General features: G+C 66.0%; 23 protein-coding genes. 13 read left to right on the top strand and 10 right to left on the bottom strand.

The annotated features are described in order from the left end of the window. Positions 1-33 precede the first annotated feature (33 nt). Positions 34-1,542 (bottom strand): DUF2125 domain-containing protein, encoded by a 1,509-nt coding sequence (locus ACSSV8_RS13050; RefSeq protein ID WP_454282724.1) that lies wholly within the window; start codon positions 1,540-1,542, stop codon positions 34-36. A gap of 128 nt (positions 1,543-1,670) precedes the next feature. Between ACSSV8_RS13050 and ACSSV8_RS13045 the strand changes: the two genes are divergently transcribed. Further along, on the top strand, positions 1,671-2,420 hold the full coding sequence (locus ACSSV8_RS13045; protein WP_454282723.1) for an SDR family oxidoreductase: 750 nt from the start codon (positions 1,671-1,673) through the stop codon (positions 2,418-2,420). 59 nt (positions 2,421-2,479) lie between these two features. Here ACSSV8_RS13045 and purD read toward each other — a convergent pair whose 3' ends face one another. Beyond that, positions 2,480-3,742, bottom strand: coding sequence for a phosphoribosylamine--glycine ligase (purD, locus tag ACSSV8_RS13040; protein WP_454282722.1), 1,263 nt, complete (start codon positions 3,740-3,742; stop codon positions 2,480-2,482). A gap of 76 nt (positions 3,743-3,818) precedes the next feature. Here purD and xseA point away from each other — a divergent pair, with 76 nt between their 5' ends. Continuing rightward, positions 3,819-5,312 carry an exodeoxyribonuclease VII large subunit gene (xseA, locus tag ACSSV8_RS13035; RefSeq protein ID WP_454282721.1) on the top strand — a complete coding sequence of 498 codons (1,494 nt, stop codon included), beginning with the start codon at positions 3,819-3,821 and terminating at the stop codon, positions 5,310-5,312. Between the two features lie 80 nt (positions 5,313-5,392). Here the strand turns inward: xseA and ACSSV8_RS13030 are convergent, their stop codons facing one another. From ACSSV8_RS13030 to ilvD, 4 genes are all read right to left on the bottom strand, one after another. Next, positions 5,393-5,761, bottom strand: coding sequence for a hypothetical protein (locus tag ACSSV8_RS13030; RefSeq protein ID WP_354537574.1), 369 nt, complete (start codon positions 5,759-5,761; stop codon positions 5,393-5,395). A gap of 11 nt (positions 5,762-5,772) precedes the next feature. Further along, positions 5,773-6,531, bottom strand: a complete 759-nt coding sequence (locus tag ACSSV8_RS13025) for a DUF6478 family protein (protein WP_354537820.1) — start codon at positions 6,529-6,531, stop codon at positions 5,773-5,775. Between the two features lie 72 nt (positions 6,532-6,603). After that, the gene (locus tag ACSSV8_RS13020; protein WP_454282720.1) at positions 6,604-7,221 is read right to left on the bottom strand and encodes a hypothetical protein; all 618 of its coding nucleotides are present in this window, start codon (positions 7,219-7,221) and stop codon (positions 6,604-6,606) included. After that, entirely contained in the window at positions 7,202-8,959 is a 1,758-nt protein-coding gene (ilvD, locus tag ACSSV8_RS13015; protein ID WP_454282719.1) for a dihydroxy-acid dehydratase, read from the bottom strand. The genes ACSSV8_RS13020 and ilvD overlap by 20 nt, the downstream gene beginning before the upstream one ends. A 98-nt stretch (positions 8,960-9,057) precedes the next feature. Here ilvD and ACSSV8_RS13010 point away from each other — a divergent pair, with 98 nt between their 5' ends. The 3 genes from ACSSV8_RS13010 to ACSSV8_RS13000 all read left to right on the top strand — a co-directional run bounded on the left by ACSSV8_RS13010 (position 9,058) and on the right by ACSSV8_RS13000 (position 12,195). Next, positions 9,058-9,945 carry a CPBP family intramembrane glutamic endopeptidase gene (locus tag ACSSV8_RS13010; protein ID WP_354537577.1) on the top strand — a complete coding sequence of 296 codons (888 nt, stop codon included), beginning with the start codon at positions 9,058-9,060 and terminating at the stop codon, positions 9,943-9,945. A gap of 64 nt (positions 9,946-10,009) precedes the next feature. Further along, a complete protein-coding gene (accD, locus tag ACSSV8_RS13005) occupies positions 10,010-10,924 on the top strand; it encodes an acetyl-CoA carboxylase, carboxyltransferase subunit beta (protein ID WP_354537578.1) in 915 nt (304 codons plus the stop codon). Next, entirely contained in the window at positions 10,921-12,195 is a 1,275-nt protein-coding gene (locus tag ACSSV8_RS13000; RefSeq protein WP_454282718.1) for a bifunctional folylpolyglutamate synthase/dihydrofolate synthase, read from the top strand. Before accD ends, ACSSV8_RS13000 begins: the two co-directional genes overlap by 4 nt. A 279-nt stretch (positions 12,196-12,474) precedes the next feature. Here ACSSV8_RS13000 and ACSSV8_RS12995 read toward each other — a convergent pair whose 3' ends face one another. From ACSSV8_RS12995 to ACSSV8_RS12980, 4 genes are read right to left on the bottom strand one after another with little or no spacing between them, the layout of a single operon-like run. Further along, on the bottom strand, positions 12,475-13,971 hold the full coding sequence (locus ACSSV8_RS12995) for a phosphomannomutase/phosphoglucomutase (protein ID WP_454282717.1): 1,497 nt from the start codon (positions 13,969-13,971) through the stop codon (positions 12,475-12,477). A 15-nt stretch (positions 13,972-13,986) separates the two neighbouring features. After that, positions 13,987-14,820, bottom strand: a complete 834-nt coding sequence (gene kdsA, locus ACSSV8_RS12990) for a 3-deoxy-8-phosphooctulonate synthase (protein ID WP_454282733.1) — start codon at positions 14,818-14,820, stop codon at positions 13,987-13,989. Between the two features lie 2 nt (positions 14,821-14,822). After that, positions 14,823-16,397 (bottom strand): capsule biosynthesis protein, encoded by a 1,575-nt coding sequence (locus tag ACSSV8_RS12985; RefSeq protein ID WP_454282716.1) that lies wholly within the window; start codon positions 16,395-16,397, stop codon positions 14,823-14,825. Beyond that, positions 16,375-17,034 (bottom strand): ABC transporter ATP-binding protein, encoded by a 660-nt coding sequence (locus tag ACSSV8_RS12980; RefSeq protein ID WP_354537582.1) that lies wholly within the window; start codon positions 17,032-17,034, stop codon positions 16,375-16,377. Before ACSSV8_RS12980 ends, ACSSV8_RS12985 begins: the two co-directional genes overlap by 23 nt. Before the next feature lie 244 nt (positions 17,035-17,278). Between ACSSV8_RS12980 and ACSSV8_RS12975 the strand changes: the two genes are divergently transcribed. The 8 genes from ACSSV8_RS12975 to leuD all read left to right on the top strand — a co-directional run bounded on the left by ACSSV8_RS12975 (position 17,279) and on the right by leuD (position 23,645). Further along, positions 17,279-17,758 (top strand): UPF0262 family protein, encoded by a 480-nt coding sequence (locus ACSSV8_RS12975; protein ID WP_354537583.1) that lies wholly within the window; start codon positions 17,279-17,281, stop codon positions 17,756-17,758. A gap of 4 nt (positions 17,759-17,762) precedes the next feature. Continuing rightward, positions 17,763-18,224: an arsenate-mycothiol transferase ArsC gene (locus ACSSV8_RS12970; protein ID WP_354537584.1), complete on the top strand. Its 462-nt coding sequence runs from the start codon at positions 17,763-17,765 to the stop codon at positions 18,222-18,224. Next, positions 18,221-18,616 carry a ketosteroid isomerase-related protein gene (locus ACSSV8_RS12965; RefSeq protein WP_454282715.1) on the top strand — a complete coding sequence of 132 codons (396 nt, stop codon included), beginning with the start codon at positions 18,221-18,223 and terminating at the stop codon, positions 18,614-18,616. Before ACSSV8_RS12970 ends, ACSSV8_RS12965 begins: the two co-directional genes overlap by 4 nt. Then, on the top strand, positions 18,613-19,197 hold the full coding sequence (locus ACSSV8_RS12960; RefSeq protein WP_354537586.1) for a GNAT family N-acetyltransferase: 585 nt from the start codon (positions 18,613-18,615) through the stop codon (positions 19,195-19,197). The genes ACSSV8_RS12965 and ACSSV8_RS12960 overlap by 4 nt, the downstream gene beginning before the upstream one ends. A 97-nt stretch (positions 19,198-19,294) precedes the next feature. After that, entirely contained in the window at positions 19,295-20,209 is a 915-nt protein-coding gene (locus tag ACSSV8_RS12955; protein ID WP_354537587.1) for a lipid A-modifier LpxR family protein, read from the top strand. Positions 20,210-20,296: 87 nt separating this feature from the next. Further along, complete coding sequence (locus ACSSV8_RS12950; protein ID WP_354537588.1) at positions 20,297-21,361, top strand: Hint domain-containing protein; 1,065 nt, start codon at positions 20,297-20,299, stop codon at positions 21,359-21,361. Between the two features lie 275 nt (positions 21,362-21,636). Next, a complete protein-coding gene (gene leuC / locus ACSSV8_RS12945) occupies positions 21,637-23,040 on the top strand; it encodes a 3-isopropylmalate dehydratase large subunit (protein ID WP_354537589.1) in 1,404 nt (467 codons plus the stop codon). Beyond that, positions 23,040-23,645, top strand: coding sequence for a 3-isopropylmalate dehydratase small subunit (leuD, locus tag ACSSV8_RS12940; protein WP_454282714.1), 606 nt, complete (start codon positions 23,040-23,042; stop codon positions 23,643-23,645). The genes leuC and leuD overlap by 1 nt, the downstream gene beginning before the upstream one ends. The last annotated feature ends 52 nt before the right edge of the window (positions 23,646-23,697 follow it).

The following is a 23,697-nucleotide window of genomic DNA, read 5'->3' as shown; positions in this document are numbered from 1 at the left end:
CAGGTAGACCGCACCGCCCCCGCGCGCAAGGCGTCAGCGCAGCTTCTGCCCGTTCACCGTCAAAGAGCCGTCCTTCTTGACCTCCACCCGCGAGGTGAGCGTGTCCTCGCCCTCGGCGGCCTGCGCGAACATACCCGCCATCATCCCCACCATCATCGCCTGATCCTGCGACACAATTCCCATGGCCACGAGACGCTCGAGCAGCGCATTGCCTCCCTCGAGCCGCAGATCGACCGCACCCTCGGCGGGCGGCATCTCCATGCCCCCGGCGCTGTCGATATCCACACCGCCCGAGCCGGTCAGCTTGGCCCCCGCCGCCGAAATCAGCAGGCGGTTGAGGTCAAGCCGCTCGATCTCGCCGGGGGCCTCGCCAGAGGCCTCGATCGCGGCCATCTTTTCGGGGTCAAAAAGATCGACCGTCAGCCGCCCCTTGCCCGACAGGTCGATCAGGACATCCATCGGATCGCGCGGCAGGCTGGAACCGGGATCGAACAGCGCCCAGATCGACTCGGAGAGTTTGATCGCGCTCAAGTCAAACAGCAGACCGAAATCGCTCGGGGTCTCGCCGGGGGTCATCGGCATGGTGAACTTGCCCGCCATGCGCGCGGCCTCATAGGACAGCGGCATCGGCAGCATCGGCACCTCCATCTCGGTCTGCATCTCCGCGACCTCGCCGCCATAGGTCACACCCTCGGCGGACAGCGCGAAATCAAGCGTGGTGCGCGCGCTTTGCGAGGCCGCGCGCGTTGTCTCGCCCGCCTCGGTCACGAGGTATCTCCCCTCGCCCGCGCCAAGCCGCATCCGGCCCTCGATCTCGAGCCCGCTATTGAGCGCCTCCCCCATCCGCGCAATGTCGATCCCGTCGGGCAGGCGCATCCGCGTGTCATAGCTCATGGTCTCGGCATTGCCCGAGTAGTCGAACCCATTGCCCTCTTCGGGCAGATCGAAGCGCAGCGCATACCGCACCGGGCCCGAGGTCATATCCTGCACCAACTGCCGCGCCGTGCCGTCGGGCTGCATCACGCTCGTCCCTGCAATTCCGGTGAGGCCCAACAGGCCCTCAAGCGAGTCCTGCGGCTCGCCCCCGATGGTCACCTCACCCAGGGCAAGGCTCAGCTCATCGGCGACATAAACATAGCGCAGCGCCTCGGGCGTGCCCGAGGCCGTGATCTCCAGCCCCGTATGGGCAAGCGTCAGGACCGCCGTGATCGCCTCTTCCCCGTCGGGCATGAAGGCAAGCGCCATGGGCATGGTCTCGGGGTAGATCACCGCCACGGTGCCATCGCCGCGCTCGGCAAGCTCGATCCGGCCCATGCGGATCTCCATGCGCCCGCCCTCTTCGGGAATATCCTGCGCCAGACCAAGATCGGGAATGATCATGCGCCCGGCGCTACGCTGCGGTGTGCCCGTCACCTCATAGCCGAACCCCGTCAGATAGGTTTGCCAGTCGCGCCAGATGTCCTCGGCAGTGACATCGGCATGGGCACCCCCGGCCAGAAGGCCAAGGACGAGGGCGGAGGCGGACGTGGACAGACGGCGCATTGCGAAACCTTTCAGATAAAATCTCTGCTCCAACTTCGGGCCTGCATGTGGCGCGGTCAAGGCATGACACGGCTGGAATTTGCCGATCTTGCCGGTTAGGACTGGATCGGACAAGGGGAGGATGCAGCGTGAACATGACCGGGAAATGCGTTCTGATCACCGGCGCGAGCAAGGGAATCGGGGCCGAAGCGGCCCGCGTCTTTGCGGCGGCAGGCGCAAATGTGGCGCTTGTCGCGCGCAATGGCGAGGCCATCGCAGAGCTTGCAGGCGAGATCGGGCCAAGCGCCATTGCCATCCCCTGCGACGTCAGCCGATTCTGGGAAATGGCGGCGGCGGTCGAGGCCTGTCACACGGCCTTTGGCCAGCTTGACGTGCTGATCAACAACGCCGGTGTGATCGCCCCCATCGCCACGCTCTCCGAGGCCGATCCCGAGGCATGGGGCCACACCATCGACGTCAACCTCAAGGGCGTGTTCAACGGGATGCGCGCCGCCCTGCCGGGGATGATCGCGCGCGGATCGGGCACGATCCTGACGGTGAGTTCGGGGGCGGCCCATAACGCGCTCGACGGCTGGAGCGCCTATTGCGCCTCCAAGGCGGGCGCGGCGATGCTCACCCGCAGCGCCGATCTCGAGGCGCGGCCCGCAGGCCTGCGCGTCATGGGCCTCTCGCCCGGAACGGTCGCCACCGACATGCAGCGCGAGATCAAGGCCAGCGGCGTCAATGCCATCAGCCAGTTGGACTGGTCCGACCACATTCCGGCCGACTGGCCCGCGAAGGCGCTTTTGTGGATGTGCGGGCGGCAGGCGGATGCGTTTCTCGGGCAGGAAATTTCGCTGCGCGATCCGGCTATCCGCGCGCGGGTGGGTCTTGCATGATCCGGAGCGCGCGTGACGGGGGGCGATGCGCCGCAGGGCATCCCGCCTGAGCACGGCGTTCAGAGCGCGCGCCAGCCGATATCACGACGGCAGAAGCCATCGGGCCAGTCGATCCGGTCCACCATGCCATAGGCGCGGTCAGCCGCCTCGCGGAGCGACGCGCCGCGCGCCGTCACCCCCAGAACCCGCCCGCCATTGGCCACGAACCGCCCGTCGCGCCGTGCGGTGCCCGCGTGGAACACCTGATGGAAACTGTCCTCGGGGCACTCCTCGATCCCGCCAAGGATGCTGCCCTTCCGGTAATCGCCCGGATAGCCCGTCGCCGCCATCACCACGCAGATCGCATGATCCTCGGCCCAGTTGACCGTCATCTCGCCAAGCTGCCCCTCGGCGGTGGCTTGCAACAGGTCAAGCGCCTGACCGCCCAGCCGCATCATCAGCGCCTGACACTCCGGATCGCCGAAACGCACGTTGAATTCCACCAGACGGGGTGTCCCCCCCTCGATCATCAGCCCGACGAAAAGCACGCCGCTATAGGGCGTGCCGCGCCGCACCATCTCCGAGAGAACCGGGCGCACGATCTCGTCAAGCGCGCGCTGCGTGACCGCCTGCGTCATCACCGGGGCCGGGGAATAAGCCCCCATGCCACCCGTATTGGGGCCGGTATCGCCCTCGCCCACACGCTTGTGGTCCTGCGCCGTGCCGATGGGCAGGGCCGTCTCGCCATCGCAAAGGACGAAGAAAGACGCCTCCTCGCCGGTCATGAACTCCTCGATCACCACCTGTGTGCCCGCCGCGCCGAAGCTGCCGCCGAACATGTCGTCAATTGCGTCCAGCGCCTGCTCTTCGGTCTCTGCGACGATCACGCCCTTGCCGGCGGCCAGCCCGTCGGCCTTGACCACGATCGGTGCGCCCTGTGCGCGCACATGGTCCTGCGCGGCCTGCGCGTCGGTGAAATGCCGATACGCCGCCGTCGGGGCGCCCGCCGCGTCGCAAATCGCCTTGGTGAAACTCTTGGACGCCTCGAGCCGCGCGGCCTCCCGCGAGGGGCCGAAAACCGCGATGCCCGCCTCGCGCAACCGGTCCGCCACGCCCGCCGCAAGCGGGGCCTCCGGCCCAATGATCACGAAATCTATCGCCTCTTCCTCGCAGAAGCCCGCCACGGCACCGCCATCGAGGATGTCGAGTGCTGCACATTCGGCGATCTGTGCGATCCCGGCATTGCCCGGCGCGACGATCAGCCGGTCGCATTTCGGGTTCTGCAACACGGCCCAGGCCAGCGCATGTTCGCGCCCTCCCCCGCCCAGAATGAGGATGTTCATGGCACGCACTCCCTTGGCCCCGGCTCGCGCGCGTTCTAGGGTCAGGGGCCAGGGGACACAAGACGGAGACGCGCGCATGTCCGATCTGATCGACGACGAGGCCACGGGCGGCAACGCACCGGCGCTGTCGGTTTCGGAGATTTCCGGCGCGGTCAAGCGCGTGATCGAGGGCGAATTTGCCCGCGTGCGGGTGCGCGGCGAATTGGGGCGCATCTCTCGGCCCCGCTCGGGCCATGTCTATCTCGACCTCAAGGATGATCGTGCCGTGCTGTCGGGGATCGTCTGGAAAGGCGTGGCCACGCGCCTTGCGGTGCAGCCGGAAGAGGGGATGGAGGTGATCGTCACCGGGCGGCTCACGACCTTTCCGGGCCAGTCGCGCTATCAGATCATCATCGAGGACATGGTGCCAGCAGGCGCGGGCGCGCTCATGGCGATGCTGGAAAAGCGCAAGGCGCAGCTCGCCGCCGAGGGGCTCTTTGATGCGGCGCGCAAGAAGCCGCTGCCCTATCTGCCGGACGTGATCGGGGTGGTGACCTCGCCCTCGGGCGCGGTGATCCGCGACATCCTGCACCGGTTGCGCGAACGGTTTCCGCGCAAGGTGCTGGTGTGGCCTGTGGCGGTGCAGGGGCAGAGTTGCGCGGCGGAAGTGGCGCGCGCAATCCGCGGCTTCAACGCGCTCGGGCCGGGCGGCACGCTGCCGCGTCCCGACCTTCTCATCGTGGCGCGCGGCGGTGGCTCGGTCGAGGATCTGTGGGGGTTCAACGAGGAAATCGTCGTGCGCGCCGCCGCTGAAAGCGCGATTCCGCTGATTTCGGCGGTGGGTCACGAAACCGACACCACGCTCATCGACCATGCCGCCGACAAGCGCGCGCCGACCCCAACGGCGGCGGCGGAACTGGCCGTGCCGGTGCGGCTTGACCTGCTGGGCTGGCTCGAGGGGCAGGGCGCGCGGCTGGCACACGCGCAGGGGCAGGCCATCACGCTGCGCGGCCAGCGGCTGCGCGATCTGGCCCGCGCCCTGCCGCGCCCCGAAACCTTGCTCGACGGCGCGCGACAACGGCTCGATGCCTGGGGCGAGCGGCTTCCGGCCGCGCTGACGCGCTCGGTTCAGATCCGGCGGCTGCGCCTTTCGGAGAGTGCCGGCGCGCTGCGCCCGGCACTCTTGCGGCGCACGGTGGAGGGGGAGCGGCGGCGGCTGACGGCGACAGCGGCGCGGCTCAACACTCATGCGCTCGGGCGTGAGATCGCGCAGAAGCGGCGCGACCTTGACCGGCTCTCGCTGCGCTTTGCCGAGGCCGCAGAGCGCGATCTGGCCACGCGCCGCGACCGGCTGTCTGCGCTTGATCGGCTGCACGAGACGCTGGGCTATCGCGCCACGCTGGCGCGCGGCTATGCGGTGGTGCGCGCAGGCGGGACGCTGGTGACGACGCGCAGGGCGGCAGAAGCGGCAGAGGCGCTGGACATCGAGTTCGTCGATGGGGTATTGGCGCTCGGGGAGAAACCGGCTGTTCAGCCCAAGCCCCTGGCCCGCGCGAAAGAACCGCCAAAGGGACAGGGAAGCCTGTTTTGAGGAAAGGCCCCGGCGGGAGGCAGCGCCAAGAAAGTTGAAAACTTTCTTGATCGGAATTTTGAAAATTCCGGCACCCGGCCTCACATCGTATCGAGACAATGCCGCCGGAACGCGCGTTTGAGCAGGTCCAGTTCCTCGCGCAGAAGCGCCATTTCCGCGCGGATGTCAAAGCTGAGCGCATCGCCCGCCAGCAGGGTGAAGCTGTCGAGCGTGTCGCCGCTGCGGCGGTCGCGGATGACAAAGGTTTGCACCCCGTCCGAGATTTTCTCTGCCGGGACCGGCACGCGCACCACCCAATCACCTTCGGGGCGTGCGATCACCTCCACACCGGCGACCGGCTCTTGCAGATGCGTAACCTCGATCTCGGGCGCGCCCTCGGCCTCGCCCGACAGCACCCCCTCCCACACACCCTCGAAAAGCCGGGTCTTGACCAGTTTCAACTCGCTCATCCCATCCCCTCTCAGAGTGCCGCGCGCGGGCGGCGGCTCAAGGTCACGTCGCGCAGGATCACCTGGCTCATCTGCGGATTCTCGAAGATCAGATCAATCCAGCCCCGCTCGATCCGCTTTTCGTTGATGTTGGAATAGGCCAGATCGAACTCGACCATGATCTCCTCCTCGTTGAGCGGCAATTCGCGGACGATCTGTTCGGTGTTTGGCCCGTGACGCACGTTCAACCGCGCAAAGATCTCCAGCGGCTTCTCAAGCTCCACGATGGTATCGAGGCGGATGAGGTGCCGCCGGGTCAGCCCCTCGGTGGCCTCGCGCGGCAAGTCGATGACCAGCGACAGGAACGAGCCGTCGAAAGCGAACACATCCATCCTGACCCCATAGGGCGCAAGATCGGCCTCGCGGCTGTTGCGCACCTGCCGAAGCGACAATTCGGACCGGGCGCAATCGTGAAACAATGTCACCTCGCGCCCGAACATGGCCTTTGACGGCACCGACGCCATGCCCGGTGCGGGAAGCGGCAGCCGCCAGATCTCGGGGCGCCAGGCCCAATCGGTGCCATGGGGGCGCGGAAAGGCCGACGAGCCAACGACCGGCAGCGCCAACCGGTTTTCGGCCACGGCCAGCGCCTCACCAAGATAATGGTTGAGTTTGCGTCCCTGCGCACGCAAGTGCCGCAACTCGCTCAGCTTCATCGCCGGGGCATTGAGCGCCGCCTTGCGCCAGTTGCGCATCATCCGGCGATGCAGGGCCAGATCGAGTAGTTTCATGCAGAGCGCATCCTTGGCCAGATCCGCGCGCGCGGAGACCGGCACGTTACCATCACCTGCCTTGCCATAGCATTAATTCGAAACGGGAAACAATCCGGTGGGTGCTCCGCCCGCGCGATTGACAGGCGCACCCGTGCCCGCGCGCAGGCCCCCGGCCAGTTCCCGCAGCAAGCGGCGCCCGTCGGGGCCTGCAAGCGGACTGCCTTCGGGCGCATAGACGGCCAGCCCCGCCAGATGCCCCGCCACCCTGCGTGCGCCCCGCCAATGACGCGGATCGCCCCCCGGCAGCACCGCCTCGCCTCCGCTCATCACCTGCACATAGGCCAGCCCCGCCTCCGTGCCGCCGACGCTGGTGCGCGCGGGGGCCACGGCGCGGGCAAGCCCTTCGGGCGACGGCGCGGGCGCATCCCCTTGCGGCACGACCGAAACCGTCATCACCGCCGGGGCCACGGCGATACCCGGCGCGCCTGTCAGACGCTCGCAGGACGCGACAAGCGCCACGCGCCCCGACGAGCGCCGCATACTGTCCGGGTCCACGCAATACCCGCGTGGCGCGCTCAGGATGACCGCCCCGCCATCAAGCGCCACCTGCCGGATCGCCGGTTTCGGACCCTCCTCGATGGGGGCAAGGCACCCTGCCAGCAGCAAAAGTGCCAGCGCCGCCCTGACCTCAGAGGTCCATATAGACATGCCGCTCGGCCTTGGCCCCCGGATGGGTGACCGCGCCCTTGTAGGTCGGGCCGACAAGCTGCGCGTATTTCCACAAGGCGCCCGCAGCATAGAGCGTCTCACGCGGACCCGCCCACGCCTCGCGGCGCGTGGCCAGTTCCGCGTCGCTGAGATCCACCGACAGCGTGCCGTTCACCGCGTCGATGGTGATGATATCGCCGGACCGAATGAGCGCGATCGGCCCGCCCTGCGCCGCTTCGGGCCCGACATGGCCGACGCAGAAACCGCGCGTCGCCCCCGAGAACCGCCCGTCGGTGATCAGCGCGACCTTCTTGCCCATGCCCTGCCCCGACAGCGCCGCCGTGGTCGACAGCATCTCGCGCATGCCGGGGCCGCCTGCGGGGCCTTCATTGCGGATGACGATGACCTCGCCCTCCGCGTATTGCCGCGCCTTCACCGCCTCGAACGCATCCTCTTCGCATTCGAACACACGGGCGGGGCCGGTAAAGACCTGATGCTCGGGCGCGATGCCCGCCACCTTGACGATGGCCCCGTCGGGCGCAAGGTTGCCCTTGAGGCCGACGACACCGCCGGTCCTGGTGATCGGCGTCTCGATGGGATAGATGACCTTGCCATCGGCCTCGCGCTCGATGCGGTCCAGTTCCTCGCCGATGGCGCGGCCGCTCGCGGTCATGCAGTCCTCGTGGATAAGACCCGCCTTGCGCAATTCCTTCATCACCACCGGGATGCCGCCCGCGTCGTAGAGATCCTTGGCGACATAGGCCCCGCCCGGCTTGAGATCGACGAAATAGGGCGTCTCGCGGAAAATATCGCAGACATCCTCGAGGAAGAAATCGATCCCCGCCTCATGGGCAATCGCCGGCAGGTGCAGCCCGGCATTGGTGGAGCCGCCGGTGCAGGCCACGACGCGCGCGGCGTTCTGAAGGCTTTTGAGCGTGACCACGTCGCGGGCGCGGATGTTCTTCTCCAGAAGGTTCATGACCGCATGGCCAGAGGCCTCGGCAAACTGGTCGCGGCTCTCGTAAGGGGCGGGCATGCCCGACGAGTTCATCAGCGCCAGACCAATCGCCTCGGAGACACAGGCCATGGTATTGGCGGTGAACTGCCCGCCGCAGGCCCCCGCAGAGGGACAGGCCACGCGCTCCAGCGCATCGAGCGCCTTGTCGGACATGGTCCCGTTCTGGTTCCAGCCCACGGCCTCGAACATGTCCTGCACGGTCAGGTCACGGGCGCGGAATTCCTCGGGGATCTCGGCGATCTGCGGCGCCTTGCCCGGCAGGATCGAGCCGCCATAGATAAAGACCGACGGCACGTTCAAACGCACCATCGCCATCATCATCCCCGGCAGGGACTTGTCACAGCCCGCCAGCCCGACAAGCGCGTCATAGCAATGCCCGCGCATCGTCAGTTCCACCGAGTCGGCAATCGCCTCGCGGCTGGCCAGCGACGAGCGCATTCCCTCATGCCCCATGGCAATGCCGTCTGTCACGGTGATGGTGGTGAACTCGCGCGGGGTGCCATGCGCTTCCTTGACGCCCATCTTGACCGCCTGCGCCTGACGGTTGAGCGCGATGTTGCAGGGTGCCGCCTCGTTCCAGCAGGTCGCAACACCGACAAGTGGCTGATGGATCTCTTCCTCGGTCATGCCCATGGCATAGTAATAGGACCGGTGCGGGGCACGCTCCGGGCCTTCGGTGACGTAACGGCTGGGCAGTCTGGCTTTGTCGATCCTGGTCATGAGGGGCCTCCCGTAAAATGTTGAAATCGGTCTAGGACAGTGGGCCGCGCGGGGCAAGCCGATTGCATGCGCGGGCACAGGCAGCTAGCGTCGCGGCCATGCGATATGCCGCCCATGAGACCCTTGTTGCCCCGGCCCGCGCGACGGCCTCGCTGCGCCGCCTCGCGGCGGGCAGCCTGATGACCGTGGCGGTGTTTCTCGCGCTCAGCCTCGGCTATTCCCAGGTCTTGCCGGTGCTGTTCGGCCCCGAAGGCTGGGCCGCGGTCGCGCCGGGGATCGCCGCGGCGACGACGCCCGCGGGGGTGCTCATCAACCTTCTGACCTTCGCGCTGCTCATCGCCGCGCTCACGGTGAGCGTTCGGGCGGTGCACAGGCGCGGGTTTCTCACCATGATCGGCCCTCTGCCGCGCGCCCTGTCGCAATTCAAACGCGCATCGGTCGCGGTGGCACTGCTCTATGCGGTGCTGTTGATTCTGCCGCTGCCGGATACCTTTGCCCCGGTGCGCAACCTCGCCACCGGCACATGGCTTGCATTCCTTCCGCTGGCACTTGGCGCGCTTTTCATCCAGGTCCTCGCCGAGGAGGTGCTGTTTCGCGGCTATCTCCAGAGCCAGTTGGCCGCGCGCTTTTCCTCGCCGCTGGTCTGGATGGGCCTGCCCTCGCTCGGCTTCGGCATGCTGCATCTGGATTTTGCCACCCATGACGACATGGCCTGGGCGGTGGCGGGATGGGCCACGCTTTTCGGCCTTGCCGCCGCCGATCTGACCGCGCGCTTCGGCACGCTCGGCCCAGCCACGGCGCTGCATTTCCTCAACAATTTCGCGGCGATCCTTTTTGCTGCGCCCACGGGGCAATTCGACGGGCTGGCGCTCTATGCCTATCCGTTCGAGTTGAGCGACAGCGCGGCGCTCATGGCGATGATGCCCGCCGATCTGCTGATCCTGTTTTGCGGCTGGCTGGCGATACGGCTTGCCCTGCGCGGCTGATTGCATTTGCAGCGCGCCCCGCTTAAGTGACACCCAACGACCAAGCGACAGGGACCGGCCCGCGATGAACTGGATCACCAACTACGTGCGCCCGCGCATCAACTCGATCTTCTCGCGCCGCGAGATTCCCGAAAACCTCTGGTCCAAATGCGACGATTGCGGCACGATGCTGTTTCACCGGGAGTTGTCGGGCAATCTCAACGTCTGCACCCAATGCGGTCACCATATGGCGATCTCGCCCCGCGTGCGGTTCGAGGCGCTGTTCGACGGGGGCGTGTTCTCGGAAATCGAGGTGCCCGCGCCCACCCCCGATCCGCTGCATTTCCGCGACCAGAAGAAATATCCCGACCGGCTGCGCGCCGCACAGAAGGAAACCGGCGAGAAAGAGGCGATGCTTGTCGCCACTGGCGAGATGGGGCGCACACCCATCGTCGCCGCGGCGCAGGATTTCAGCTTCATGGCCGGCTCGATGGGCATGTATGTGGGCAATGCGATCATCGCTGCCGCCGAGACTGCCGTGCGGCTCAAGCGCCCGCTGATCCTGTTTTCGGCCGCCGGCGGCGCGCGGATGCAGGAGGGGATCCTGAGCCTGATGCAGATGCCGCGCACCACCGTCGCGGTGCAGATGCTGCGCGAGGCAGGGCTGCCCTATATCGTGGTGCTCACCCATCCCACCACCGGCGGCGTCACCGCGTCCTACGCGATGCTGGGCGACGTTCAGATTGCCGAACCCGGCGCGCTCATCTGCTTTGCCGGACCGCGCGTGATCGAACAGACCATCCGCGAGAAGCTGCCCGAGGGGTTTCAGCGCGCCGAATACCTTCTGGAGCACGGGATGCTTGACCGGGTGACGCCGCGGACGGCGCTGCGCGAGGAACTTGTCACCATCACACGGATGCTCATGGGCCTGCCGCCTGCGGTCAAGGGCGACCTGCCCGCGCCCGACGCGGGCGCAACGCGGGACGCGCCCGGGAAATGACCGCGCCCGGATCGGACGTCATCCTTGCGCGAATGATGGCGCTGCACCCCAAGATCATCGACCTCACGCTTGACCGGGTCTGGCGGCTTCTGCATGTGCTCGGCAATCCGCAGGACGCCTTGCCCCCCGTGATCCATATCGCGGGCACCAATGGCAAGGGAAGCACGCAGGCGATGATCCGCGCGGGGCTGGAGGCCGGGGGCGCGCGCGTGCACGCCTATACCTCGCCGCATCTGGCCCGCTTTCACGAGCGTATCCGGCTGGCGGGCGCGCTCATTGCCGAGGATCACCTGACCGCGCTGCTTGACGAATGCTATGCCGCCAATGGCGGCGCGCCCATCACCTATTTCGAGATCACCACCTGCGCGGCCCTTCTGGCGATGGCGCGCGTGCCCGCCGATTATACCCTGCTCGAGGTCGGGCTTGGCGGGCGGCTTGACGCGACCAACGTGATCGCGCGCCCCGCGCTCACGATCATCACGCCGGTGTCGATGGACCATGAGGGCTATCTTGGCGATACGCTGGCGAAAATCGCAGGCGAAAAGGCCGGGATCATCAAGCGCGGCGTTCCCTGCGTTGTCGGCCCGCAAGAAGACGCGGCGATGGCCGTGATCGAGGCAGAGGCCGCGCGGCTTGGTGCGCCGCTCATCGCGCAAGGCCAGCACTGGCATGTCTGGCAGGAACGCGGGCGGCTGGTCTTTCAGGACGAGAGCGGGCTTTGCGATCTGCCGCTTCCGAACCTGCCCGGCGCGCATCAGGTGGACAATGCCGGGGCCGCCATTGCCGCGCTGCGGGCGCTCGGGTGCGGCGAGGCGGCGCTTGAGGGCGCGGTCACGCGCGCCCATTGGCCCGCGCGGATGCAGCGCCTGCTCCGGGGTCCGATCCCCGAGGCCGCCCCCGAGGCTGAAATCTGGCTGGACGGGGGCCACAACCCCGCCGCCGGTCTGGCACTGGCGCAGCTTCTGGCCAGCCTGCCGCCCCGGCCCACCCATCTTGTCTGCGGGATGCTCAACACCAAGGATATCGCAGGCTATCTCGCACCGCTGGCGGCACAGGCCCTGAGCCTCACCGCCGTCTCCATCCCCGGCGAGGCCGCAACCCTGCCCGCCGAAGCGACGGCCCAAGCCGCCCGCGCTGTCGCGTTGGAGGCGCAGACCGCCGAAAGCGCCCTTGCCGCCGTGCGGCAGATTGCGGCGCATAGCCCGCGCGCGCGCATCCTGATCTGCGGCTCGCTCTACCTCGCGGGGGGGATATTGCGCAAGAACGGTTGAGCGGGCGCCAAAGGGCGTATTTGGCCTGTCGCTGCCGTTGCCGTCTTGCCCCCGCGTGGGACAAGGCGTGCTTGCACGCCGCCGCGCGAGCGCCCGACCGCCCCCTCGGGCGGGCGCTTATGCAACGGTGCAATCGTCACAATCGTTCAAGTATTTTGCGCCATAAAGCGCCTTCCACAACCGTTGCAGCGCCCACCCGGCGGTCGGGCACTCGCGCGGCTCGGCACATCATCTCGAATGTCCGCTTCAGGCCAAAATACCGCCTCGGTCACCTCTCGCTCAGATCGTCTGGTCGTAATCGCCCACGCCCGGCTCGGTGCGGATGACCGCGTCGAGATCGGCGAAGATGGCGCGCATTTCGGCCTCGCTTGCGCTGCTTTCGCAGACCACCACAAGATTGGGCGTGTTCGACGACGCCCGCACAAGGCCCCATGACCCGTTGTCGAGAATGACGCGGGCACCGTTGACCGTCACCACCTCCTTGATGGCGCGCCCGGCGAGAGGCTCGCCCGCGTCCCTCTTGGCCACCAGCCGCGCCACGATCCGCTCCAGCACCTGATATTTCTCGGTATCCGCACAGTAGGGCGACATCGTCGGCGTGCCCCAGGTCTGCGGCAGCGCGCGGCGCAGGTCGGACATCGACATAGCGGGGTTGCGGTCCATCAGCTTGCAAAGCTCCACCGCCACGCGCAGCCCGCAATCATAGCCGCGCCCGATGGGATGGGCGAGGAAGTAATGCCCCGATTTCTCGAACCCCGCCAGCGCGCCCAATTCCTTGACGCGGCGCTTCATGTGGCTGTGGCCGGTTTTCCAGTAGTCGGCCCTCGCGCCGTTTTTCTGCAACTCGGGGTCGGAGGCGAAAAGCCCGGTGGATTTCACATCCGCCACAAAGGTCGCATTGGGGTAAATCTTCGAGAGGTCGCGCGCCATGATGACGCCCACCTTGTCGGCGAAAATCTCCTCGCCCTCGTCATCCACGACGCCGCAGCGGTCGCCGTCACCGTCAAAGCCAAGCGCGAAATCCGCCCCCGTGGCGCGCACGGTCGCGGCCATGTCGTGCAGCATTTCCATGGCTTCGGGGTTGGGGTTGTAATGCGGGAAGGTGTAGTCAAGCCGGTTATGCGAGGGGATCACCTCGACGCCGATGCGCTCGAAGAGATCGGGCGCAAAGGCAGAGGCGGTGCCGTTGCCGGTGGCGCAGACCACGCGCAGCTTGCGCGTCATGCGGAAATCGCCCACGAGGTCATCGAGATAGGCCTCTCGCACGCCGGGGACAAACTCATACGATCCGCCCGCGCGCGCCACGCCGCGCCCCTCGAGCACGATGCCCTTCAACTCGGCCATCTCGTCAGGGCCATGCGTCAGCGGACGCTCGAACCCCATCTTGACCCCGGTCCAGCCATTGGGATTGTGCGAGGCCGTGACCATCGCCACGGCGGGCACATCAAGGTGAAACTGTGCGAAATAGGCCATCGGCGACAGCGCGGGGCCGATATCCTTGACCTGGATCCCCGCCTGCATCAGCCCGAGGATGAGGGCATTCTTGATGCTGAGCGAATAGTCGCGGTAATCATTGCCGACCGCGATCACCGGCGCGATCCCACGCGCATGGATCTGCGTGCCAAGGCCGAGGCCAAGCGCGGTGATCCCCGGCAGGTTGATCGCATCGGGATATTTCCAGCGCGCATCGTATTCGCGGAACCCCGTCGGCTCGATCATCGCGTCACGCAGGAATTCCCAGGTGTTGGGGATGACGGTCGAAAGCGGTTTGGTCATAAAAAATCTTTCGGGTCAGAGAATGATCGGATGGGCCTTGGCCAGACGGTCAAACTGCATCAGCGTGTCGATCAACGCGGGCATCTGCGACAGCGGGATCATGTTCGGCCCGTCCGAGGGGGCATTATCGGGGTCTTCATGCGTCTCGATGAACACGCAGGCCACGCCAAGCGCCACGGCGGCGCGCGCCATCACAGGGGCGAATTCGCGCTGCCCGCCGCTGCTGCCGCCGCGCCCGCCGGGCTGCTGCACCGAATGGGTGGCGTCCATCACCACCGGATAGCCGGTCGCGGCCATCTGCGGCAGCGAGCGCATGTCGGCAACCAGAGTATTGTAGCCAAAGGAGGTGCCGCGCTCGGTCAACAGGATACGGGTGTTGCCGGTCGATTCGATCTTGGAGATGACATTGGGCATGTCCCAAGGGGCAAGAAACTGCCCCTTCTTGACGTTGATCACAGCCCCCGTCTCGCCCGCCGCGATCAGAAGATCGGTCTGGCGGCAGAGAAAGGCGGGGATTTGCAGCACATCGGCCACCTCGGCCACCGGCGCGCATTGATCGGCGGTGTGAATGTCGGTCAGCACCGGAACCCCAAGCGCATCCTTGACCGATTGCAGCACCTTCAGCCCCTCGTCGAGCCCAAGCCCGCGCTTGCCCGAGAGCGAGGTGCGGTTCGCCTTGTCGAACGAGCCCTTGAAAACAAGCCCCGCACCATGGGCGGCACAGGCCTCTTGCAAGGTGCCCGCGATCATCTGGGCGTGATCCGCCGACTCAAGCTGGCAGGGTCCGGCGATGAGGGTGAGCGGGAGCGCGTTGCCGACGCGGAGGCCCGAAATGTCGATCTCGTGCATGGTCAAGAGGTTACCTGTTCTCTGAGGATGGAGGCGGTCAGGGACACGAGCAGGTAGATACCAGAAAAGATCAGAAAGGCCAGAACGGTGTTTTCGAACACCTTGGGATAGCTCGCCTCTTCGGGCAGGATGGGCCGCGCGCTCACCGTCAGGTAGCGGACCTGCTTGTTGGCCTCGGTCTCTGACATGCGCATGGATTCCAGCGCCGATTGCAGCACCATGTCGGCGGTTGCCAGATCGGCCTGAGCCATCTGGATCGCGGCTGTCTTCGAGGCAAGCGAGCTGTCGCCCAGACTGGCCTCGGTCAACCGCCGCTTCTGCCGCTCAAGCTCGGCGCGCAGCACGGTGATTTCCGATTGCAGCGCCTCGACGCGCGCGGCATTGGGGCGCGCGTTGTTCATCTGGATGTTGAGCGTCAGTTCCTTTTCCTGCAACTGCAACTCGACCGAATTGATGAGGCTGCGGATGCCCGCGATCTCGCCCTCGGGATCGAGGATCGTGCCCTCCTGCAACGCCACGAGGCGCTCTTGCGCCGCGCGCCGCTCGGCCTTGGCGTTCTCGAGGCTCTCGGCGGCGATCTTGACCGCGTCGTTGCGCTTGTCCCGGCTAAGCTCGTCGACCCGCTCCTCGGCATAAGCGATGAGTCGCTGGTTGAATTGCAGGCTGGTCTCGGGATCCGCGGCGATCACCTCCATGCGCATGACCCCCTCGGTGGGGTCATAACCGATCTTCACATGGCGGCGATAAAGCTTGTAGACAGCCTCGTTGCTGGCCTCCGGGTCGAGCCGCTGGATCGGATCGATCGCAGGGTCCGAGAAATGCGCGCGAAAGCCCCGCTCTTCGTCGAGGCGCAGCATGGCATCCTTGGATTCAAGATATTCCTGCGTTGCGATGGCGTCCTGCCCGGTGGCGAACTGGCTGGGGATAAGGCCCCCGAGACCACCCCGTCCGCCCCCGCCGCCACCATCGGCCGACAGGATCAGAAAGGCCGAGTTGGAGGCATACATCGGCGTCGCCATGGTGCTGAAATAATACCCGGCAAGGAAGGTGGGCACGATCACGAAGGCCATCAGCCGCGAGAACAGCAGCACCAGCTTGCGGCGGCGACGGCGGGAAATATCGCGCTGGATGGCAACGATCTCGGATGCGCGCCGGTCGGCGGGGTTCACATCCCGCGCGGGCAGGGTGTTGCGCGGCACGGGCACTGTCTGCGGCAACTGGATATGCGTCTCGTCCTTGGCTCTTCTGTCGGCACCGCCACCCGCCACAAGCTCCAGCATACCGGACCGTTGGAACGGGTCGATCCCGCGCGCCCGCAAAAGCCGCACCGCGTCGAAATCCGAGGTGGGGGCCAGCCCGTGCTTCTGCGCCACGCGCCGGGCCATGCGCAAGTCTCGTCCGGTCAGCCCCTCGCGGCGGATCTCGTCTATGTCCGTGCCGGGCGCGGCGGCGCGCACGGCGTCGATTTGTCCGTCGCGTGCAACCTTGGCCTGCGGTGCCTCGGCCTCGATCGCGGCGCTGCCCTGAACCGGGCTGCGTCTTATGCGGAATTTGCTAACCTTGGGTTTCGTAGTCATAAAGCTCTTTCGCCTCTTCCAAGGTATCGAACATATAGAGTTTACCGGCCGTCAACACAGCCGCCGAGCTTGCGAATTTCTCAAGGACCCTCGGGTCGTGCGACACAATGATGATCGTCGTGGTCTCAAGCCGCTCGCGCAGGATCTCGCCAGCCTTGCGGTTGAACTCCACATCGGTCGATCCAGGCATCCCCTCGTCGATCAGATACATGTCGAAATCAAGCGCCAGCATCAAGGCAAAGCTGAACCGCGCGCGCATCCCCGAAGAATAGGTGCCAAGCGGCTGGTCGAAATACTCGCCCAACCCGCAGAGCCAGCGGCAGTAGGATTCGATATAATCCGGGTCAAGCCCGTAGAGCCGTGCGATATAGCGCGCGTTTTCCTTGGCCGTGAGGCGCGTCACGACACCGCCCATGAACCCCAGCGGAAAGGAAATCCGGCAAGAGCGCCGGATCACGCCCTCGTCGGGCTTTTCCAGCCCGGCCATCATGTTGATGAGGGTGGTCTTGCCGGTGCCGTTTGGCGCGAGGATACCGAGGCTGCGCCCAAGCTCGACGCGAAACGACACGTCCTCAAGGATCACCTTGTGCTGGCTGCCGGTCCAGAAGGACTTGCTGACATTTTCAAACTCCAGCATGGTTGGTCCTGATTACCGCGTGTGCGTTACAAACGCTTTGCTCATTATCCTCGATCTGAGGACAATATGCCATTCGATCAAGGCAACAATATGCCTCATCGGACAAAAATTGCGTCATTGACAGGACGATCGCGAGGCAGGGCGTGGCACAAGGGTGACGCCTCTGCGCATTTCACCTCGCCCGATTGCCCGCAGCGCGCGGCTGGGCTAGGGACAGGCGCAAACAGCCCGGATAAATCTGCCCATGAGCCGCATCTGCCATATCGAACTTGACGACGCCAACCTGCCGCCGCCCACGCCCGAGATCGAGCAGGAACGCAAGGTGGCGATGTATGACCTGATCGAGCACAACAGCTTTGCCCTGCCCGCCCGCGACGGGCGTGAGGTGCCGACCGGTCCCTATCGCGTGGGCCTTGCGATCCGCGAAAAGCGCCTTGTGTTCGACATCCGCACCGAGAACGATGAACCGGCGGCCGAATTTCACCTCTCGCTGTCGCCCTTCCGGCAGGTGGTCAAGGATTACTGGGCGATCTGCGAAAGCTATTTCGACGCGGTCAAGAACATGCCGCCCAGCCAGATCGAGACCATCGACATGGCGCGGCGCGGCATCCATAACGAAGGCGCGCGCGTCCTCGAGGAACGCCTCGAAGGCAAGGCCGAGGTCGATACCGACACCGCGCGCCGTCTCTTTACCCTCATTTGCGTGCTGCATTTCGGGGGCTGAGCACATGCCGGAGCCGCTGCCGCAATCGGTGCTCTTTTGCTGCGATCACAACGCGGTGCGCTCGCCCATGGCCGAGGGCATCATGAAGAAATTCTACGGCACCGATACCTATGTTCAGTCGGCGGGCGTCAAGAGTGACATGGAGATCGACGGCTTTTCCATCGCCGTCTGCCGCGAGATCGGGGTCGAGCTTGACCGCCACCGCACGCGCAGTTTTGACGAGATGGAGGAGTGGGGTGATGACCTTTCGTCCTTCGATCTCATCGTTTCGCTCAGCCCTGCAAGCCAGCGCCGCGCGCTCGAACTGACGCGGTTCTATCACCTCGATGTCGTTTACTGGCCGATCATGGACCCCACCGGCCTTGCGCAGACGCGCGAGGCGCGGCTCGATGCGTATCGCCAGACCCGCGACCAGATCATCGGCCACCTGACCGCCCGTTGGGGCCCACCTGTGGAGGAAACATGACCGACACCATTCGCACCTATTTCGACGCCTTCAACCGGGGCGACACGGCCGGGATGCTTGCCTGCCTGAGCAACGATGTGCACCACCATGTCAATGAGGGGCAGGTGCGGATCGGCAAGGACGCGTTCCGCGCCTTTTGCGAGCATATGAGCCTCTGCTACCGCGAGACGCTGACCGACATGGTGATTTTCGAGGCCGAGGGCGGCACCCGCGCGGCGGCCGAATACATCGTCAACGGCACCTATCTCAAGACCGACGAGGGCCTGCCGGAGGCCAACGGTCAGAGCTATCGGCTGCCTGCCGGGTCGTTCTTCTCAGTGAAGGACGGGCGCATCACGCGGGTCGTGACCTATTACAACCTCGCGGACTGGATGGCCCAGGTCTCGGCATGATCCGGGTCGAGCGGCTGACCGGACCCGCGCTTGCCGCCGCCCTGCCCGATGTGGCGCGTCTGCGCATCGAGGTGTTCCGCGCCTTTCCCTATCTTTATGACGGCGATGCGGCCTATGAAGAGCGCTATCTTCAGGTCTACCGCGACAGCCCCGACGCAATCCTCGTGGGCGCGTTCGACGGCGCGCGGCTGGTCGGGGCCGCCACCGGCACCCCGATGGAGGATCACGCCGCCGATTTCGGCGCGGCGATGGCAGACTGCGGCGTGCCGCTCGATCATATTTTCTACTGCGCCGAGAGCGTGCTTTTGCCCGGCTATCGCGGTCGCGGCATCGGCCATCGCTTCTTCGACCTGCGCGAGGGCCACGCCCGCGCCATGGGCCGCAGCCACGCAGCCTTTTGCGGGGTGATCCGTCCGCCTGACCATCCCGCGCGCCCCGACGGCTATCGCCCGCTCGATCCGTTCTGGCGCGCGCGGGGCTATGCGCCCGTGCCGGGTGCCATCGCGCGGTTCCGCTGGAAAGAGGTAGGGCAGACTACCGAGACCCCGCACGCCCTGCAATTCTGGATGCGCGCGCTCTGAGAAGAATGCCCCGAAACCACCAAGGTTTTGCTGGCAAATCACCCCATGCTCCTGTTATTGAAAACTTGCCCGGGGGGGCACAAGAAAGGAGCGCGCGATGACGCGTCTTTTTGCTTTTGCCCTGGGCATGAGTGTGGCCCTTGCCGGTATGGCCGGGGCCGAGGGCCGGTCGCGCATCGGTTATGGCCTCATCTTCACCAATGATCTCATCGGCGATGGCGATGATCGCTGGCGCACCGGATCGGTCGCGTCGAGCCGCATCTATGCGCCCGGATGGGAAGGGCAGGCCCCGTCCCGCTTTGGCGAATTGCTCGAACTGCGCTTCAACGGCGAGATCATCGCGCCCGACGATCTCTCGTCCCCCGCGCCGGTGGACCGCCCCTTTGCCGGCGCGCTCAGCCTCGGGCTGCATACCCACCTCACACACGCACAGATGGAATATGCGATCGGCGCGGATCTGGTCGTGGTCGGCCCGCAAACGGGCCTCGACGATTTTCAGGACTGGCTGCATGATTTCGTCGGCGGCGACGAGATCAGCGGCACAGCAAAGCGTGGCCAGGTCGATGACGGCGTGTATCCCACGGCCGTGCTCGAAGCGGGCCGCAGCTTTGATCTTGGCGGGGCGCGCCTGCGCCCCTTCGCCGAGGCCCGCGTCGGCGTGGAAACGCTGGTGCGGGCCGGTGCCGATCTCAGCTTTGGCAGTCTCACGAGCGGCGAATTGCTGGTGCGCGAACCGGTGACCGGCCAGCGCTACCGCGCCGTGCGTCAGGATGTGCCGGGCGCGGCCTTCATCCTCGGGGCCGATATCGCCTGGGTCGAGGATAGCGAATTCTTTCCCGGCAGCGCGACCGTGACCGCCGAGGATTACCGCGCGCGCGTGCGCGGCGGCCTTCATTGGGAGGCACGCAATGGCGCGTCGATCTTCTACGGCCTGACCTGGCTCAGCGAGGAATTCGAGGAGCAGCGCGAGGGGCAGGTTGTGGGATCTTTGCAATTCAGACTGCGTTTTTGAAATAATTTCCCGTTCAGGGCTTTGCAGACCGAATCGGTTTTGCTAGCGTTCGGGTAATAAAAAAAGAACTGAGGCAGGCATCAGAGCATGGGAACGGGCTTTCGTGGCACGTTCGTCATCTCCTGGTCGCAAACGGAACTGGATGGTCAGGGCGCAGCACCGCCCGAGGCACTGTCTGTCGGGATCACCTGGTCCTGGCGGGGAGAGGTGGTGCGCGTGGACGGCCCTCCGGATCTCTTGCGGCTGGACATGGCGGAGGGGGATGCCGCGCAGCGCAAGCGCGCGGCAAAAATGGTCAGGCGGCTGGTGGGCGCGGCGCTCAGCGACCGGCGGGATCTGGATCGTATCGAGGTGGACGAGCCGCTCATGGATGCGGGCTTCGTCGTCACCGACGGGTTGCGCAGCTATACCGTCACGGTGATCGAGACGGGACCCGGCGCGCCGCCGCTCCTGATGTTTCTCGACGACATCCCGCCCCGCGAAACCGAGATGTGGGTGGTCCATCACAGCCTTGATGCGCTGCGCGGCACGGCCACCAGCCCGGCAAGCGGCGGCGTGATCTGCTTTACCCCCGGCACGCGGATCGAGACGCCCGAGGGGCCGCGCCTCATCGAGGAATTACGCGAAGGCGACCGGGTGCAGACCCGCGACAGCGGTGCGCAGGAAATCCACTGGATCGGCAGCCGCCGCATGACCGGCGCGCGGCTTTTCGCCATGCCGCGCCTGCGGCCCATCCGGCTCAACGCCGGGGCGCTTGGCCTTGACCGGCCAGATGCCACGCTTCTGGTCAGCCCCGAACACCGGGTGCTGGTGCGCGGCGACGTGGCGCGCGCGCTCTTCAACACGCCCGAAGTTCTGGTGATGGCGCGCGACCTGATCAACAACGACACGATCACTGTCGATCTCGGCTCGCGCGAGGTGACCTATATTCACCTTCTGCTGCCCAGCCATCAGGTGATCTGGGCCAACGGCGTCGAGACCGAAAGCTTTCACCCTGCAAGTGCCGCGCTCTCGACCCTGACCGAGGCGGACCGCACGCGGCTTCTGGCGCTCAACCCCAATCTGGAGGCGGAGCCGCACCTTTACGGCGGGCACGCGCGGCGGTGCCTGAACGGCTCGGAGGCGGCGATCCTGCGACACGAGGCGGCCTGAGGGAATCGGGGGCGCTGCCCCCGTCGCCGCAAGCGGCGACTCCCCCGGGATATTTCGGGCCAGAAGAAAACGGGCGCGGGGAGCCGCCGCCAAGCCCCTTGCGAGCGCCACGCCCGCGCGGTATTTGCAAGGGATGACACGGGTTTTCGACATGGATGATCGCGCGCGCCTGCCATGGCGGTTCTTCGGGGCGCAACGCTCCGTGCGCGCGCGTCTCTGAGGGCGCGCGCCGTTCACCCATCCGACCGCAGCCATTCAGCAACGGGAGAGGACGCATGTCCCCCAAGACACTCTATGACAAGATCTGGGATGCCCACGTGGCCCACGAGGCCGAGGACGGCACCTGCCTTCTCTATATCGACCGCCACCTTGTGCACGAGGTGACAAGCCCGCAAGCCTTTGAAGGGCTGCGGATGGCAGGCCGCAAGGTCCATGCCCCCGACAAGACCATTGCCGTGCCCGATCACAACGTGCCCACCACGCTTGACCGCGCCAATGCCGCCACCATGACCGAGGACAGCCGCATCCAGGTCGAGGCACTGGACACCAACGCGCGCGATTTCGGGATTCATTATTACCCCGTGTCGGATGTGCGACAGGGGATCGTGCATATTGTCGGCCCCGAACAGGGCTGGACCCTGCCCGGCATGACCGTGGTCTGCGGCGATAGTCATACGGCGACGCATGGGGCCTTCGGCGCGCTCGCGCATGGCATCGGCACATCTGAGGTCGAGCATGTGCTGGCCACGCAGACGCTCATTCAGCGCCGCGCCAAGAATATGAAGGTCGAGATCACCGGCAAGCTGCGCCCCGGCGTGACCGCCAAGGATATCACGCTTTCGGTGATCGGCGCGACCGGCACGGCGGGCGGCACCGGCCATGTCATCGAATATTGCGGCGAGGCCATTCGGGATCTGAGCATGGAGGGCCGCATGACGGTCTGCAACATGGCGATCGAGGGCGGCGCGCGCGCAGGGCTGATCGCGCCGGATGAAAAGACGTTTGAATACTGCAAGGGCCGGCCCCACGCGCCCAAGGGCGCGCAGTGGGAGGCGGCGCTCACCTGGTGGAAGACGCTCTATTCCGACGATGACGCGCATTGGGACAAGGTTGTGACGCTGCGGGCCGAGGACATTGCCCCCGTCGTGACCTGGGGCACCAGCCCCGAGGACGTGCTGCCGATCACTGCCAGCGTGCCTGATCCTTCGGATTTCAAGGGCGGCAAGGTCGAGGCGGCGCGCCGGTCGCTGGACTACATGGGCCTCAAGCCCGGCCAGAAACTCTCGGAGGTCGAGATCGACACGGTCTTTATCGGCTCCTGCACCAATGGCCGGATCGAGGATCTGCGCGCCGCCGCCGAAATCCTCAAGGGCAAGAAGATCGCCGTGAAACGGGCGATGGTCGTGCCCGGCTCGGGCCTTGTGCGCGCGCAGGCCGAGGAAGAGGGGCTGGCGGATATCTTCATCGAGGCCGGCTTTGAATGGCGGCTTGCGGGGTGCTCCATGTGCCTGGCGATGAACCCCGATCAACTTTCGCCCGGCGAGCGCTGCGCGGCCACATCGAACCGCAATTTCGAGGGCCGCCAGGGCCGCGGCGGGCGCACACATCTGATGTCGCCGGCCATGGCGGCGGCGGCGGCGGTGACCGGCAAATTGACCGATGTTCGGGAGATGATGTAATGGAAAAATTCACCAAACTCAGCGGCATCGCAGCACCCCTGCCCTTGATCAATGTCGATACCGACATGATCATCCCCAAGCAGTTCCTCAAGACGATCAAGCGCTCGGGGTTGGGGGTCAATCTCTTTGACGAGATGCGCTATGACGATGACGGCCAGGAAATCCCCGATTTCGTGCTCAACAGGCCGCAATATCGCGACGCGCAGATCCTTGTTGCGGGCGATAATTTCGGCTGCGGGTCGAGCCGCGAGCACGCGCCCTGGGCGATCCTCGATTTCGGCATTCGCTGCATCATCGCGCCGTCCTTCGCCGATATCTTCTACAACAACTGCTTCAAGAACGGCATCCTGCCGATTGCCCTGCCGCAGACCCAGGTCGATATGCTGATGCGCGAGGCCGAGAAGGGTGCCAATGCGCGCATCGAGGTCGATCTGGAGGCGCAGACCGTCTCGACCTCCGACGGCGAGGTGTTTTCCTTCGGGGTGGACGCGTTCAAGAAGCACTGCCTGCTCGAAGGGCTCGACGACATCGGCCTGACGCTGGAGAAGGCCGCCGCGATCGAGGCGTTCGAGACACAGGCGGCACAAGCGCGGCCCTGGGTGTAATGTCAACCGGAGGGCGCGGCCTGCGCCCTCCGCTCTTGTGGCACACCGCGCG

It is taken from the genome of Roseovarius sp. MBR-79, assembly GCF_053628555.1.
Note: the sequence above shows the minus strand (reverse complement) of the source record. Positions and strands in the feature narration are given on the sequence as shown.

Bases quoted from the DNA above. Each gene is read 5' to 3' on its own strand.
- ACSSV8_RS12970 (WP_354537584.1), top strand. From the start codon at position 17,763: ATGCCGGAGCCGCTGCCGCAATCGGTGCTCTTTTGCTGCGATCACAAC.
- ACSSV8_RS12955 (WP_354537587.1), top strand. From the start codon at position 19,295: ATGACGCGTCTTTTTGCTTTTGCCCTGGGCATGAGTGTGGCCCTTGCC.
- ACSSV8_RS12985 (WP_454282716.1), bottom strand. From the start codon at position 16,397: ATGACTACGAAACCCAAGGTTAGCAAATTCCGCATAAGACGCAGCCCG.
- purD (WP_454282722.1), bottom strand. From the start codon at position 3,742: ATGAACATCCTCATTCTGGGCGGGGGAGGGCGCGAACATGCGCTGGCC.
- leuC (WP_354537589.1), top strand. From the start codon at position 21,637: ATGTCCCCCAAGACACTCTATGACAAGATCTGGGATGCCCACGTGGCC.
- kdsA (WP_454282733.1), bottom strand. From the start codon at position 14,820: ATGCACGAGATCGACATTTCGGGCCTCCGCGTCGGCAACGCGCTCCCG.
- ilvD (WP_454282719.1), bottom strand. From the start codon at position 8,959: ATGACCAGGATCGACAAAGCCAGACTGCCCAGCCGTTACGTCACCGAA.
- accD (WP_354537578.1), top strand. From the start codon at position 10,010: ATGAACTGGATCACCAACTACGTGCGCCCGCGCATCAACTCGATCTTC.
- ACSSV8_RS13030 (WP_354537574.1), bottom strand. From the start codon at position 5,761: ATGAGCGAGTTGAAACTGGTCAAGACCCGGCTTTTCGAGGGTGTGTGG.
- ACSSV8_RS12975 (WP_354537583.1), top strand. From the start codon at position 17,279: ATGAGCCGCATCTGCCATATCGAACTTGACGACGCCAACCTGCCGCCG.
- ACSSV8_RS13010 (WP_354537577.1), top strand. From the start codon at position 9,058: ATGCGATATGCCGCCCATGAGACCCTTGTTGCCCCGGCCCGCGCGACG.
- ACSSV8_RS13025 (WP_354537820.1), bottom strand. From the start codon at position 6,531: ATGAAACTACTCGATCTGGCCCTGCATCGCCGGATGATGCGCAACTGG.
- ACSSV8_RS12950 (WP_354537588.1), top strand. From the start codon at position 20,297: ATGGGAACGGGCTTTCGTGGCACGTTCGTCATCTCCTGGTCGCAAACG.
- ACSSV8_RS13050 (WP_454282724.1), bottom strand. From the start codon at position 1,542: ATGCGCCGTCTGTCCACGTCCGCCTCCGCCCTCGTCCTTGGCCTTCTG.
- ACSSV8_RS13020 (WP_454282720.1), bottom strand. From the start codon at position 7,221: ATGTCTATATGGACCTCTGAGGTCAGGGCGGCGCTGGCACTTTTGCTG.
- xseA (WP_454282721.1), top strand. From the start codon at position 3,819: ATGTCCGATCTGATCGACGACGAGGCCACGGGCGGCAACGCACCGGCG.
- ACSSV8_RS12995 (WP_454282717.1), bottom strand. From the start codon at position 13,971: ATGACCAAACCGCTTTCGACCGTCATCCCCAACACCTGGGAATTCCTG.
- ACSSV8_RS12965 (WP_454282715.1), top strand. From the start codon at position 18,221: ATGACCGACACCATTCGCACCTATTTCGACGCCTTCAACCGGGGCGAC.
- ACSSV8_RS12960 (WP_354537586.1), top strand. From the start codon at position 18,613: ATGATCCGGGTCGAGCGGCTGACCGGACCCGCGCTTGCCGCCGCCCTG.
- ACSSV8_RS13000 (WP_454282718.1), top strand. From the start codon at position 10,921: ATGACCGCGCCCGGATCGGACGTCATCCTTGCGCGAATGATGGCGCTG.
- ACSSV8_RS12980 (WP_354537582.1), bottom strand. From the start codon at position 17,034: ATGCTGGAGTTTGAAAATGTCAGCAAGTCCTTCTGGACCGGCAGCCAG.
- leuD (WP_454282714.1), top strand. From the start codon at position 23,040: ATGGAAAAATTCACCAAACTCAGCGGCATCGCAGCACCCCTGCCCTTG.